Annotated in this window: 11 protein-coding genes, 1 tRNA gene, 2 rRNA genes and 1 pseudogene; 8 read left to right on the top strand and 7 right to left on the bottom strand. The window is 55.1% G+C overall.

Annotated elements, in window-relative coordinates:
- Nucleotides 1-11: 11 nt before the first annotated feature.
- The 6 genes from ACXAEW_RS01340 to tnpC all read left to right on the top strand — a co-directional run bounded on the left by ACXAEW_RS01340 (nt 12) and on the right by tnpC (nt 5130).
- Entirely contained in the window at nt 12-653 is a 642-nt protein-coding gene (locus tag ACXAEW_RS01340; protein ID WP_474939596.1) for a MotA/TolQ/ExbB proton channel family protein, read from the top strand.
- The gene (locus ACXAEW_RS01345) at nt 650-1030 is read left to right on the top strand and encodes an ExbD/TolR family protein (protein ID WP_474939597.1); all 381 of its coding nucleotides are present in this window, start codon (nt 650-652) and stop codon (nt 1028-1030) included. Before ACXAEW_RS01340 ends, ACXAEW_RS01345 begins: the two co-directional genes overlap by 4 nt.
- 5 nt (nt 1031-1035) lie before the next feature.
- Nucleotides 1036-1419, top strand: coding sequence for a biopolymer transporter ExbD (locus tag ACXAEW_RS01350; RefSeq protein WP_474939598.1), 384 nt, complete (start codon nt 1036-1038; stop codon nt 1417-1419).
- On the top strand, nt 1416-2207 hold the full coding sequence (locus ACXAEW_RS01355; RefSeq protein ID WP_474939599.1) for a TonB family protein: 792 nt from the start codon (nt 1416-1418) through the stop codon (nt 2205-2207). The genes ACXAEW_RS01350 and ACXAEW_RS01355 overlap by 4 nt, the downstream gene beginning before the upstream one ends.
- Before the next feature lie 737 nt (nt 2208-2944).
- Nucleotides 2945-3181 carry a helix-turn-helix domain-containing protein gene (locus ACXAEW_RS01360; protein WP_474939600.1) on the top strand — a complete coding sequence of 79 codons (237 nt, stop codon included), beginning with the start codon at nt 2945-2947 and terminating at the stop codon, nt 3179-3181.
- A gap of 206 nt (nt 3182-3387) precedes the next feature.
- Nucleotides 3388-5130, top strand: coding sequence for an IS66 family transposase (gene tnpC / locus ACXAEW_RS01365; RefSeq protein WP_474939601.1), 1743 nt, complete (start codon nt 3388-3390; stop codon nt 5128-5130).
- A gap of 265 nt (nt 5131-5395) precedes the next feature.
- On the opposite strand, the gene ACXAEW_RS01370 is transcribed toward tnpC, so the two are convergent.
- Together ACXAEW_RS01370 and ACXAEW_RS01375 are read right to left on the bottom strand one after the other, a co-directional pair.
- A complete protein-coding gene (locus ACXAEW_RS01370; RefSeq protein ID WP_474939602.1) occupies nt 5396-5890 on the bottom strand; it encodes a DUF4411 family protein in 495 nt (164 codons plus the stop codon).
- Nucleotides 5887-7146 (bottom strand): ImmA/IrrE family metallo-endopeptidase, encoded by a 1260-nt coding sequence (locus tag ACXAEW_RS01375; RefSeq protein ID WP_474939603.1) that lies wholly within the window; start codon nt 7144-7146, stop codon nt 5887-5889. Before ACXAEW_RS01375 ends, ACXAEW_RS01370 begins: the two co-directional genes overlap by 4 nt.
- Nucleotides 7147-7467: 321 nt before the next feature.
- On the opposite strand from ACXAEW_RS01375, the gene ACXAEW_RS01380 reads away from it, so the two are divergent.
- On the top strand, nt 7468-7680 hold the full coding sequence (locus ACXAEW_RS01380; RefSeq protein ID WP_474939604.1) for a hypothetical protein: 213 nt from the start codon (nt 7468-7470) through the stop codon (nt 7678-7680).
- 103 nt (nt 7681-7783) lie between these two features.
- On the opposite strand, the gene ACXAEW_RS01385 is transcribed toward ACXAEW_RS01380, so the two are convergent.
- Together ACXAEW_RS01385 and ACXAEW_RS01390 are read right to left on the bottom strand one after the other, a co-directional pair.
- Nucleotides 7784-7915 (bottom strand): hypothetical protein, encoded by a 132-nt coding sequence (locus ACXAEW_RS01385; RefSeq protein ID WP_474943076.1) that lies wholly within the window; start codon nt 7913-7915, stop codon nt 7784-7786.
- Between the two features lie 74 nt (nt 7916-7989).
- On the bottom strand, nt 7990-9252 hold the full coding sequence (locus tag ACXAEW_RS01390) for a phospholipase D family protein (RefSeq protein WP_474939605.1): 1263 nt from the start codon (nt 9250-9252) through the stop codon (nt 7990-7992).
- Between the two features lie 442 nt (nt 9253-9694).
- On the opposite strand from ACXAEW_RS01390, the pseudogene ACXAEW_RS01395 reads away from it, so the two are divergent.
- Nucleotides 9695-9979, top strand: a pseudogene (locus tag ACXAEW_RS01395) (integrase core domain-containing protein); the annotation flags it as partial.
- 90 nt (nt 9980-10069) lie between these two features.
- On the opposite strand, the gene ACXAEW_RS01400 reads toward ACXAEW_RS01395, so the two are convergent.
- The 3 genes from ACXAEW_RS01400 to ACXAEW_RS01410 all read right to left on the bottom strand — a co-directional run bounded on the left by ACXAEW_RS01400 (nt 10070) and on the right by ACXAEW_RS01410 (nt 13250).
- Nucleotides 10070-10146: transfer RNA gene (locus ACXAEW_RS01400), tRNA-Met, on the bottom strand.
- A gap of 45 nt (nt 10147-10191) precedes the next feature.
- Nucleotides 10192-10306 (bottom strand): 5S ribosomal RNA (rrf, locus tag ACXAEW_RS01405).
- A 110-nt stretch (nt 10307-10416) separates the two neighbouring features.
- Nucleotides 10417-13250, bottom strand: a 23S ribosomal RNA gene (locus ACXAEW_RS01410).
- Between the last annotated feature and the right edge of the window lie 108 nt (nt 13251-13358).

Below are 13358 nucleotides of genomic sequence, written 5' to 3' on the forward strand. Positions count from 1 at the left end.
CGGAGGCTGCGATGTCCCTTGCCCCTCTCCTCGATTTCATGGCCCGCGGCGGCCCCGCCCTGTGGGTGATCGCGGCGCTGTCGGTGCTGACCCTGGCGCTGTTCTTCTGGCGGGTGATCGGGTTTGCGCAGGCCGGCGTCTGGCGCAAACCGCAGGCTGAAGCGTGGCTCGATCAATGGCGTGCGGAGGGCACCCCGCCCAACAGCGCAGGCCGCACGCCGCTGGACAGGGTGGCGCAATCCGCGATGCTGGCGCTTCTGACACCTGAGTTCAGCCCGGAGACGGCGGAAAAAGAGACCACCCGCATTGCCAAGGCAGAGCTGGCGGGCCTTCGCCGCGGCCTGCGCCCGCTGGAGCTGATTGCAGCCATAGCGCCTCTGGTCGGGCTCCTTGGCACCGTGCTGGGGATGATCGGCGCGTTCCAGGCCCTGCAGGAAAGCGGCAGCGGCGCTGACCCTTCGGTGCTGGCCGGCGGCATCTGGGAGGCGCTGTTGACCACGGCGGCAGGCATGGCGGTGGCAATCCCGGCCTCGGCTCTTGCCTCCTGGATCGAGGGGCTGGCTGAGCGTGAGCAAGCCGCAATGGAGGACGCCGCCACCCGTGTGTTCACCGCGGCAGCCGACCGCCCGGCACTGCGGCACGCCGCAGAATGACACTGGCCTTTGGAACACCGCGCGCGAAAAGGCGCCTCAGCCTCGCGCCGATGATCGACGTGGTGTTTCTTCTGCTGGTGTTCTTCATGCTCGCCTCGCAATTCGGCCGCGACCGGGAGGTGCCATTGTCCATGGGCCGCGCGGGCAGCGCCTATCAGGGGCCGCCACGCTTGGTTCTGGTGACCGCCGAAGGGCTGCGGCTGAACGGGGTTCCAGTGGAGGAAAATGCCCTAGCGGAGAGGTTGACCGCGCTGACCCACAAGAAATCGGATGCGATCATCCTGCAACCGGACGCCAGCGCCTCGTTGCAGCAGCTGATGGATGCGGCTGGTCTGCTGTCCGGAGCCGGCTTCACCGGCCTGGTGGTGATGGAGTGAGCGGCATGAATTTCTCAACACCCAAGAAGCGGCAAGCAGGCGAGCCAATCCTGCCGATGATCAATGTGGTGTTCCTGCTGCTGATCTTCTTCCTTCTGTCCTCACAAATCGCGCCACGCGCGCCCTTTGCGGTGACCCCGCCGGAGCTGGAAAGTGGTGAACCTCCGACGCCGGAGGCGGTGCTGTTCATGGCCGCAGACGGCCAGCTGCATTTCTCCGGGGCTGAAGGTGGGGACGCCCTGGCCGCTGTTGCGGCGCAGGCCGCAGAACTTGAGGTCCTCACACTGCGCGCCGATGCCGGGGTGCCTGCCCGCGAGGTTGCGGCGCTGATCTCCCGGTTGCGCGACACAGGCATCAAGGCTGTCAGCCTGACAGGTACAGGCTCTTGACCCGGCGCGCCTTGTTCCCCGCCTGCCTGGCCGCCGCCGCTGGGCTGCACGCCTTGCCGTTTCTGACAATGCGCGAGGGCGGCACAAGGGCAGCTGGCTTCGGCAGCAGCGGCAGCGGGCAAGTGACACTGGCGGCCGCCTCCGAGGCGCTGGCGCAGCAGGTCTCTGACTGGACCCGTCCGCCGGAGATCCACACGCCAGCTCCTGCCAAGGCCCCAGCCGACCCACCGCAGGAGCCTGTGCAGGCTGCCACTCCGGCTGCGCCTTCTGCTCCGCACGCTCCGGCAGCTGTCAGTTCGCCTGTGCTTGCCGCTGCACCCGCCGCGGACACAGCACCTGCGCGGCAAGTATCACCGTCGCCTCCACCACCTCCGCCCGCTGCAGCGGCACCCGCCCCATCCCCCGCACCTTCAACGGAAAGTATGCAAGAGCAAGCTGCCGGCCGCAGCCGTCAACAGGCCAAGGTCGATGGCGGCGCAGATGCGGCCACCGCCGGAGATACAAGCCGCGCTGCCAGTCTCAGGAACCGCTGGGGTGCAGCAATCATCTCGCGGATCGAGCGGCAGAAACGCCCGCCCCGCGGTGGCGGGGAGGGGACAGTACGGCTACACCTAACGGTCTCAACCCAGGGGCGTTTGATGACCGTTTCTATTACCCGAAGCTCCGGCAACGCAAAGGTAGATCAAGCGGCAGTAGCCGCGGTAAAAAGAGCCCGTGTGCCGCGTGCTCCCAAAGCCCTGGCGCCCGGCAGCTACAGCTTCACATTCCGCACGACATTTACCGGCTGATTGCAGCTTTCTCCGGCCCTCTTCACATTGTGGAACACATCTAAGGTGTAAGTAAGTGCCAGCTTGTTGACACACTTAGATATTTCAACCGCAAAAGCATTAGATATGTCTGCCAAGGGTATAGAAAGAGACAAGCCTTATACTGCCCCAAAAACTGTCATTCCAGCCCGCTGGCAACTTTCCAAGGGTCGGTGTCTCGTTTTCAATAGATCGGCAGACCTCCAATTTGAACGTCTGATTCAATGGCGCAAAGTTTGTGGTTGGTTGTCTGCAGCGAACTTTTTTTTCCGCCCGGCGAGCATGAACGACCCCGGTGATCTGCTATTAGGACGAAGGTTCGCAATACGGCGGCCTGCAGCCATTGTCCCCGGCGACGGGAGCGACGGCTTTGTCCCGCATCGCGGTCATCTGTGTATCATTTGAGGAAAGTCTGGTTTTGGTTTGTTGACTAAGTACAAGACGGAAAATCCGGAAGTCCTTGAATTGGTCCGACGTAGGCCCAGGCTGAAAAAGACGAAGAATTCGGCATACCTTAAGAAAATAGAAATTATATGAAAGAATCCCAGTCTCTAAAAAAGGCAACGTTATCAAAGGGGCTGGTCGCAGAGTTGCACTTTTGATGCATACTTCGTCATTTAAATCAGGACGTTAGGAGAATTCCACTTATTGACTGACCGATTCGCAAGTGCTTTTGTGCCGCTAGTTAAGACTTTAAGCGAAGAAAGCAGACACAAATCATGAGATCGGAATTGCGTCGGCATGAAAAACTAAAATGTATGCTCCGGCTCGTGGGCTCGTCGCTTTCTGAAATCAGTTCGGACTTGGGTGTTTCCCCAGCTGCTGTATCTTACGTCTCTCAACGGCGAAATCGATCCGCTCGAATTGAGACCGCCATCGCGAGGAAACTAAACCGTCCCGTTCAGGAGGTATTTCCCGACACGATCACAGATAGCGAGGTCGATACCATGACCTGAACATGCTTGCGATGGTATTGAATTGAAAGAGGCCTGCGGGTGTCGGAACCCAGCAGACCTCGGAAAATCGTTTTGGTGCACGATCTCTTCCCCTTTCATCCCATCATCACTTTCGAAAATCAAGCGAAAACGCGCCCGATCCTTAGGACGCGACTGATAGATCTGCGCCTAGTACCCTGGCGCATGACGGGGATGAACATCCAGAAATGGCCACGGCAATCGACATACATGCTGAGCTGAGCAGAGCTCTCCAAGCGGGTGACATATCGTCGGCATGCAGTCTTTGTGACGCCCTTGGCTCAAAGCTAGAAGCCGATCGCAAAGAGGCGTTGCGCAGCTCGGCGCGTATTAAGTTCCTCGAACAGACCCTCAAAAAGCTGCAATCCGAGGTGAAAGCAAAAGACGAACGGATCGCCGGTCTTGTTCATGATCTCTGGACAAATAGTGCAGACACTTTTGATCCTTTGAGCGCAGAGGAAGAAGAAGAGGCCAAAGAACAAACGACCAAATCATCTTCGAACCAGAACACTCAAGGCCAAATCAAAAAGGGTAGCAAAAACTACGCTGCGAATTCTCCGGACAAACCCACCAAAGACAGCACCGGCCGGGGACCAACTGATTGGAGTGGTTTGGATCATGTCGATGTCGAATATAAAGGTCCTTTGACGTGTCCATGCGGATGTGGCGGCGGAATAAGATCCTTTTACACTCAAAGAAGGCGAAAAGTTCGACCTGCCTATTACTGGGTTGAAGTGACCGAGGTCCCAAAGCTTCGTTGCCTTTACGACGCTGATGGCGAAGAGCGGATGAAAACGATGCCGTTTGAGCCGACACTCTTGCCCGGCACGAATATGGACAGCAGCGTATTGGCCTATCACGTCACTCAACGATTTGCGTGGGGCCTACCCTGGTACCGAATTGAAACCATGCTCCGTTATGCGGGATGGATCACTTATCGTTCGACCTTAATGCGCCAAGCCAACAAGACAGCTGAAGCTATCATGGGTGTTTATCATGCCCTGATGGAGTCTATCCTTGGCGACAGCCGTCGAGTCTTCGTTGATGAAACGCCCATCCCAATCCTAAGGCAGGGAAAAGGCAAAACAGGCACGGCCTATATGTACGCCGTTCATCGCGACGACCGGCCATTTGGCGGAAACGATCCGCCTGCAACAATTTATGTCACCCGAAATTCGCGGGCCATGTCCCATATACATGATCTTTTTGCTGGTCGATCTCTCATCGTTCATCACGATGCATATGGGGGCTATGGACGCTTTGGAAGAGTCGGCTCAGCCGTGGCAAATATTGTCAGCGTTGGTTGCTGGACGCATGCCCGTCGGAACTTCATCAAATACTACGATACAACTAAGGATGGCAAAGTAGGGTCTGCATCCGCTGCTGAAATTATCGAGCTGATCAACTTGGTGTACAAATACGATGGTGAAACCTGGGGATGGAGCCCTGAGGGGCGTCGAAGCCATCGCCAAAAACACTGCAAGCCGGTGGTCGAAAAGCTGTTGCGACGGATGGAAGAGATCCAATCGAGCATTTCAACCGGCTCCGCACTGAACACTGCGATCAACTACGTGCTTAGTCGCCGAGAAAGCTTGACCCGTTTCCTTGATAATGGACGCATGGAGTTAGATACAAACGCCGTCGAGCGACAGTTCAAGCCGGTGCAGATGCTTCGAAAGAATGTCTATTTCATGGGAAGTGAAGAAGGCGGGCAAACCTGGGCTGTATTTTCCTCCCTTATCGAGACCTGCAAGCTAAACGGATATGATCCTTATAAATACCTGGTATGGCTGTTCGACGAGTTAACCCAGTTGTTCGCCCGAAAAGCCTCTCCGGTCATCGACTACCGAAAGTTCTTGCCCTGGGACGCGCCTGAACATTGCAAAGCTGGAATGAAACAGAAGGGCGCAGAGTTGCGAATAGCAGCGTGACCACCTGCATCAGCGGCGGATTGTGTTGAAAAAGTCCTTGGGTCCGCGTTCGCAGGCGCTGATCCAGAATTTTATTCTGTTGGGGCCGAATTCATCCCGCGAGCGGAGCGCTATTCTCACTGGAGAAAACAGGCGTTCTGAAAAATCAGGCAGCTTTGAGTTCGCTCGAGTTTTTCAACACAATCGGGCGGGGAGCAGACTTTCGCCGCAATCAGTACCAATGTCGGCTTTCCTTGGCGAGAAGCCCACTAATTTTCCCAGTTAATCAAGTCACAGTAAAGTTAAGATCACGATATAGCCGGAAGTCATTGATCCAGTTCACGCCCAAATCATCACAAGCATCCGGCAGCTTTGTTGCACCAAGGCGCCTGCTACGCTTTGATTTTTCCCGTGTGACGACCGTTCGGCCCGCTGGGTCTACAAGCGCATAAGCGGCAAGGAACGGATCTTGTCCATACTTTGTGTGCTGGATGTCGTCAAAGGCGGGGTCTGTCCCTTGATAGCCGATGTCAATGACTTGTTGGACCAGCGCGGGGTCGGCGGCTTCATCCAGAACCAAAGCGGCCTTCACATCAAGATCGTTGATCCACTGAACGTGAAGTCCATCTCCGGTGAATTCGCCATGGACTTCCAGCGGCATCTTGATCACCCCGGCTTCAGCTTGTGCATGAACCCAGTCCCAAAATGGCTTGATCCTATCCACGGGGTAGAAAGTGTCGTGGGCTTCCATCAGAGTGTTGGCATCCAGTAAATACATCATGCCTGGCTACCGTTTCCTTGAAGCCGCTTGCGCTTGGCGCTTTCAACAAAGTCAAGGAAGCCGGGGACAGAAATGGCTTTGGCCCCAAGCAACCTTGCTGCATTGGTGTGGGTCAAGTTGCGTTCTAAGTAGTTGCGGTGAACCACATCCACCAAAGCGTGACCCAAGTTATAGTATTTGATCACATAGCCGGACGGGCCGCCGTTAGCTTCCTTCTGTTTGGCCTTTTCCCTTTTGACATTGGCCAACCAACGCTGGTGATATTCCTGACGCAATGTTTGGTAGGCACCCTCTGACAATTCTCCAGTCCGTTGGAACCGATATGCAACCATTGGTTCACTGACGGACCAGCGGCCTGCGACAAGATCAATGCAAGCCCGCGCGGCTTCAGTGTCATTGGGTTCAAATTGGAAAGCCGCCTTTCGGAAGTGACCTTCCGGCAAAAGGAATTCGCCCGCAACGTCATTGCAGAAACGCTCAATTTTGGCAGTTTCGCTTTTTGGTGTGTCTGTGGAGATATTGCCGCTGACACCAGTTTGGCCGAGCCAGACGTGGGCCAATTCGTGGATTAAAGTAAATGCACGTGCTGGGCGAGCATCTTTCGCGTTGATAACTACGAAAGGCGCGACTTGATCAGCGATAGCAAACCCACGGAAGACATCGGCCCCGATCTGGGTATGATGTGACCCCAAGTCGCCAAGCACAAGGACAAAGACGCCAGCATCTTCGGCGGCCATCCGTAATCGGCCAAACAAGGCGCTTGGATCACCCTTCCGCAAACTTATATCTGTGTGATCGAAGGCCAAAGTATCGGCGATCAACTGGACAACCTTGCTCACGCCAAATTCCATCTGGGCTGATCCAACATAGTTGGGCGCTTCAAAATCTTCTTCATCCAAAAGAATGTCGCGGATCAATTCCTGTCTGGCCTTCACATCCCGTAAAAGCGCGTCCAACATACCATTGTCACGCTCCCCGCGGGCGTCCGGTGTTTGGCGGAAGTCTTGACCACGTTGTCCTGTCTTTGGTGGTTCTGCCAAATAGAAAGTGATCAACGGGCGTTTGTAGACACTGGCGAATTTGACCAATTGATTCCGAGTCGGTTGTTTCTCACCCGCCTCCAATGCAGCCAACTTTTCCGCCGCTGAACTCTTCGAGGAGTTTGTGAAGCCCGCCTTGTGGGCCGCCTCTTCCACGCCAAACCCAGCGGACTGACGCGCCCAAACGAGGATTTCAGGGTTGACGTGAATAGACATTTGGTTGCGCAACCGTTTTTCTGTTTCCTTGCCCCGAAAACTAAGCCATTTCAACCCCGACAGATAGTGCAGGAACGACTCATTTCGAAGATATGTGGCCTGTGCCGGACGCAATGGGCCACCTTTCTGGGGGGCAATGCAGCTAACAACGAAGTCTTGCAAGCGCAGATCCTGGCCCCCTCGGTTGACAGCCGAAGCTCGTTCTGCGTTTTGCGAACAAGCCCAAAGGCTCTCGAACGGGACATTATGGAAGGTGATGATATCTCACCTCGCAAGTGCTGCGCGGTCTAACAATGTCCGCTTCGGGAAAGCTGCACCGCAGTGCTTGGCGACCCTATCAAGGTCCGGGAAGGGCCGTCACTTCTTACACCATCGCTGAAGCGTATGTACAAGGTCTGGACCGGCACTCCACCCCCAGGCCACACCTATTGCGGTGAAGATGAATACGCCAGCGATTGCGCCGAAGACTCCGCCGACGATGCCAGTGCCAGCACCGGCAAAGAAGCCAATGGCGCCTCCAATAAGGCTGCCTAATACCCTGCTTTTCATCTCTTCTCCCCAGTGCAAGGCAACACCACGGCAAATGTCTGCCATTGGAAAGCTGCATTGCATCACTTTTGTGTGGCTTGCGTCTGCGTCAATCTGGATTAGCCGCAGGGGGCAACGTCACAGCCTGCCAGCGGGATGTGTGTTGGCCCTCGTTGTCGAATAGCAGCCGCACGGACCGCTCACGCACTTCCGGGGAAGACTTGTTCGTGGTCTTGCTCATGATGCTCAATCCTTGTCTGTTCAAGGCCGGGCATACTGAGGCCTGCAGGCGGGTCCATCTCATCGAAGACCAAGTCAAGCGTCCTCATCATAGTAAAGGGTGTCGAGCATCGCTACGCGATAGTCCCACAACTCGCCATCGCCGCCGCTGGGATGAGGTGCGTTGTACCAAGGCGACGACTGGATCGGCACGATGATCCGATCCCAATAATTCGCCAGCGAAAGCGTCGTAGGGGCAAAGTTCAGTGCCTCGGCCAAATTGCCCTTATTCTTCCCGTTCGCGCAGACAAACGTGTCGGGCCGCTTCATGGCAAGTAGCCTTGTCGCCGTCGGAAACTCTCCAACATGATGGGCGTCCGCATCCAAAAATGCCTTACGGAAAAGCCGACAATATTCCTCGAAATCTTCGCGAGTAACCGGGTCTTTGCGGGGGATGCAGTCTACCGCATCGCTGATCTGGCGGTCCCGCCTTGAGATCAGGCCCGCAAAATCGCCATTACCTCCCATCGATCCGAACCACCCCCAGTCATGGATGTCGAGACCTGCGGCGATCCTCTCGGACTTACCAAGGGTGCCCGCGATCCCCTTCCACTCCGTCGCCGTGAGATCCGAGAACCGCTCCACGCTCGCGAAAAGGCGCTGTATCTCTCGAAGTAAATTCATCCTGCGCTTGAAGTTGTGATGCGGGTCGATCTTCGCCATGGCCGCGAAATCTTTCCAGCTCATCATCGCCAGCGGCGAGGTTAAGCCCTTCCCCCCATTCTTCTCGTCAGGGAGGATAGGGTCGCGCTGGCCACGTTGCCTTCGTGCTGCGTCGTATTGCCGACGGTAACTGTCCGCCAGCGTCTTAGTGACGCGCTGCCTGAGCACGTCATAGCCTGACAGCTCGCGTTGGATCTGCTTGAACATGTCGCCGTTGGCCTGTCCCTGAATGTGGACGCAAGCCTCATGATTGCGATCGAGACCACCTTTCGTGAAATTGGCACTTCCGACAATTGCCTCCGCCTTACCGCCGGCCAAAAACAGATAGAGCTTGGGATGGAAGATGCCGTTGTCCGCCTTGGCGATGAAGGCATTCTTGGTGCCGACCAAGCGCTCGACCAGATCGGGTGAGGTCGCGAAACCGTTGAGGCCAAAGGTGACCGAACGGAATTTCTTGCTGTTCTCCATCAGGAGATCGGCAAGCTTCCCATTATAGCCCCAGGCCACCGCGATATGAATATCATCATATTCTTTGATCAGGCGTTTCAGCACAGATTGCGTTTTCCCCGCGTCGAGCAGCGCTATATTCATCGTTTCCAAGCCCAGACCTTTAATATTTCGAAGAAATTTTTTCACGGTCTGCTAGCGCAAGTTGAACCAGCTGCACGCCTTTCTCCCTCGCCACAAACTGCTTGTTCAGGTTCCATGATTAACTGAAGGAAAGCCAGATCTTTCGCTCCCTTAAGCTGATTGGTTATGCCATGTTACAACGCTAGACGCTTTCAGCTCCCAGCTAGACAAGAGAACTGCTGTTCCGTTCCTCGTCGCTCCATCCTTCCATGCGTATGTTGCGGCGGACGACGAACGGCAGCTACCGGGAATGCGGCACCGCAGCACATGTCGAGGTCGACCGGCGGCAATGTGCCGGAAGCTCCAATGAATTGGCATTGCGGCCCAGGTTGCCGGGGGTAGGAGTTAACGATGTCAAACAGCGGCGACTGAGCGCTTGTTTGGTAGTCTTAGATCTTGCAGAGAAGATTAAAAGTGCTGTTTCGGGCCCTGGATACAACGCTTACTGCAGAATGCGTTTGTCGAAAGCTTCAATGGCCGCCTGCGCGACGAATGCCTGAACGAACATATCTTCGGCAATCTCGCCGAAGCCAGAAAGATAATTGAAACCTGGAGGATCGACTACAACACTGAACGACCACACACTTCACTTGGCGGGCTGGCTCCAGCCGTTTGCGCCAGTCTCAACCGTGCCACCCGGCCTGCCTCGCTTGAGCTCCGCAAGGGCTCCGCTCAGCAGGCCTTGACCGCAACCCAATCAACAGAAAGAAACAAGAACGGGTTCTACACCTGAACGGACCGGATCAGGGGGCTGGGTCAGATGGCTTGCGCGTGTTTTTCCACTACGTTCAGAGTATGTTGTGTCTGATGTAGTAGGAAAAGCTGGTTGCGGGAGTAGGATTTGAACCTACGACCTTCAGGTTATGAGCCTGACGAGCTACCTGGCTGCTCCATCCCGCGCTGGTTTTGTGTATTTATCGATTTATAGAGACTGGTATTATCTAGGTTTGGCGGTGACCTACTCTCCCAGGGCTTAAGCCCAAGTACCATTGGCGCTGAGGCACTTAACTTCCGGGTTCGGGATGGGACCGGGTGTTTTGCTCTTGCTGTTGCCACCAAACCGAGGCAATACCATGCGTTTTTTTTGACGCTTACAATCAAGGTTGTCCAAGTTAGTTTTGCTTTTGGTTGCTTGATATATTTTAGAATAGACACTGTCTATTTCTGGATCAGATCAAGCCAATCGGGCGATTAGTACCGGTCAACTGAGTGCATTACTGCACTTACATCTCCGGCCTATTGACGTGGTGGTCTTCCACGGCCCTCAGGGATACCTTGTTTTGAGGGGGGCTTCCCGCTTAGATGCCTTCAGCGGTTATCCTTTCCGAACATAGCTACCCAGCACTACCGTTGGCACGATAACTGGTCCACCAGTGGTTCGTTCACCCCGGTCCTCTCGTACTAGGGGCAACTCCTCTCAAGTATCCTACACCCACGGCAGATAGGGACCGAACTGTCTCACGACGTTCTAAACCCAGCTCACGTACCTCTTTAAACGGCGAACAGCCGTACCCTTGGGACCTGCTCCAGCCCCAGGATGAGATGAGCCGACATCGAGGTGCCAAACACTGCCGTCGATATGGACTCTTGGGCAGTATCAGCCTGTTATCCCCGGCGTACCTTTTATCCGTTGAGCGATGGCCCTTCCACTCGGGACCACCGGATCACTATGGCCGACTTTCGTCTCTGCTCGACTTGTCAGTCTTGCAGTCAGGCTGGCTTTTGCCATTGCACTCAACGAGCGATTTCCGACCGCTCTGAGCCAACCTTCGCGCGCCTCCGTTACTCTTTAGGAGGCGACCGCCCCAGTCAAACTACCCGCCACGCAGGGTCCCGGATCCCGGTAAGGGACCGCGGTTAGATATCAAGAGTGCGAAGGGTGGTATCTCAAGGGAGGCTCCACCTGGACTTGCGTCCTGGTTTCGATGCCTACCACCTATCCTGCACATCACAATCCTGATACCAGTGCGAAGCTGTAGTAAAGGTGCACGGGGTCTTTCCGTCTAACCGCGGGAAGCCTGCATCTTGACAGGCAATTCAATTTCGCTGAGTCGATGTTGGAGACAGCGGGGAAGTCGTTACGCCATTCGTGCAGGTCGGAACTTACCCGACAAGGAATTTCGCTACCTTAGGACCGTTATAGTTACGGCCGCCGTTTACCTGGGCTTCAATTCGGAGCTCTCACCCCTCCTTTTAACCTTCAGGCACCGGGCAGGCGTCAGACCCTATACGTCGTCTTGCGACTTCGCAGAGCCCTATGTTTTTAATAAACAGTCGCCACCCCCTGGTTTGTGCCCCCGGATTCCACTTGCGTAGGACCCGGGCCTCCTTCTCGCGAACTTACGGAGGTATTTTGCCGAGTTCCTTCAACATCGTTCTCTCAAGCGCCTTGGTATTCTCTACCAGTCCACCTGTGTCGGTTTAGGGTACGGTCTCATGGAGGGCTATTTCCAGGGACTGATCAGCAGCCCACCCAATCCGATAAGGGCAAACTACCTTCACAATCCGTCACATCCTCCTGGCCCAGGAATATTAACCTGGTTCCCATCGCCTACGCCTTTCGGCCTCGGCTTAGGGGCCGGCTTACCCTGCTCAGATTAGCTTTAAGCAGGAACCCTTGGACTTTCGGCGAGAGTGTCTCTCACACTCTTTGTCGCTACTCATGTCATCATTCTCACTAGTGATCTCTCCACGGGATCGCTCACGCGCCCGCTTCATCGAAAGCTCCGTGCGTCCAAGACCTTCCAGAGGAAGGTTAAAGACGCATGGAACTATATCACACTACGCTCTGCTACCATGCACTATGTGCATCCTCGGCTTCGGCTCATGGCTTGAGCCCCGTTACATCTTCGCCGCAGGACGTCTTAATTAGACCAGTGAGCTGTTACGCTATCTTTAAAGGATGGCTGCTTCTAAGCCAACCTCCTGGTTGTTTTGGACATCCCACCTGCTTTCCCACTTAGCCATGAATTAGGGGCCTTAGCCGGAGGTCAGGGTTGTTTCCCTCTCCACTACGGACGTTAGCATCCGCAGTGTGTCTGCCATCTAGTACTCCCGGGTATTCGGAGTTTGGTTAGGATCAGTAAGCCTGTGGGGCCCCATTACCCATCCAGTGCTCTACCCCCCGGGGTATTCGGATGACGCTCTACCTAAATAGATTTCGCAGAGAACCAGCTATCTCCGAGTTTGATTGGCCTTTCACCCCTAGGCACAACTCATCCCGATCTTTTTCAACAGATGTGGGTTCGGTCCTCCAGTGCATGTTACTGCACCTTCAACCTGGTCATGCCTAGATCACTCGGTTTCGGGTCTGATCCCACGTACTCATGCGCCCTATTAAGACTCGCTTTCGCTGCGCCTACACCTAACGGCTTAAGCTTGCACGTGAGACCAAGTCGATGACCCATTATACAAAAGGTACGCCGTCAGATCGTAAAGATCCTCCGACTGATTGTAGGCGTTCGGTTTCAGGGACTGTTTCACTCCCCTTGTCGGGGTGCTTTTCACCTTTCCCTCACGGTACTGGTTCGCTATCGGTCAGTAAGGAGTACTTAGCCTTCGAAGGTGGTCCTCCGATCTTCAGACAGAATTTCACGTGTTCCGCCCTACTTAATACGTCCTTCAGAGCTTCCCATACGGGGCTATCACCCGCTATGGCTATGCTTCCCAACATATTCTGGTCACTCATCAGGCTCGGCTGGTCCCCGTTCGCTCGCCGCTACTAGGGGAGTATCAATTGATTTCCTTTCCTCCGGGTACTTAGATGTTTCAGTTCCCCGGGTTTGCTCTTAAAACCCTATGTATTCAGGTAATAAGTACTTGGTTATGCTCATTATAAGCAGCCTAGAAAGGCTATTATAACAAACATTCAAGTGGGTTGCCCCATTCGGAAATTCATGGATCAAAGCTTATTCTCAGCTCCCCATGACTTATCGCAGAGTATCACGTCCTTCATCGCCTCTTACTGCCAAGGCATCCACCAAACGCCCTTCTCGCGCTTGATCTGATCCAGAAAAAGACAGTGTTAACGTCTTTCCGTTTCGCCACTTGGGCGACGCGGCAATTAACACGATCGACAACAGAAGCTGGTAAGATCTGTTGCTTATCTTTCT

It is taken from the genome of Epibacterium sp. ABZ3_068 (assembly GCF_056159265.1).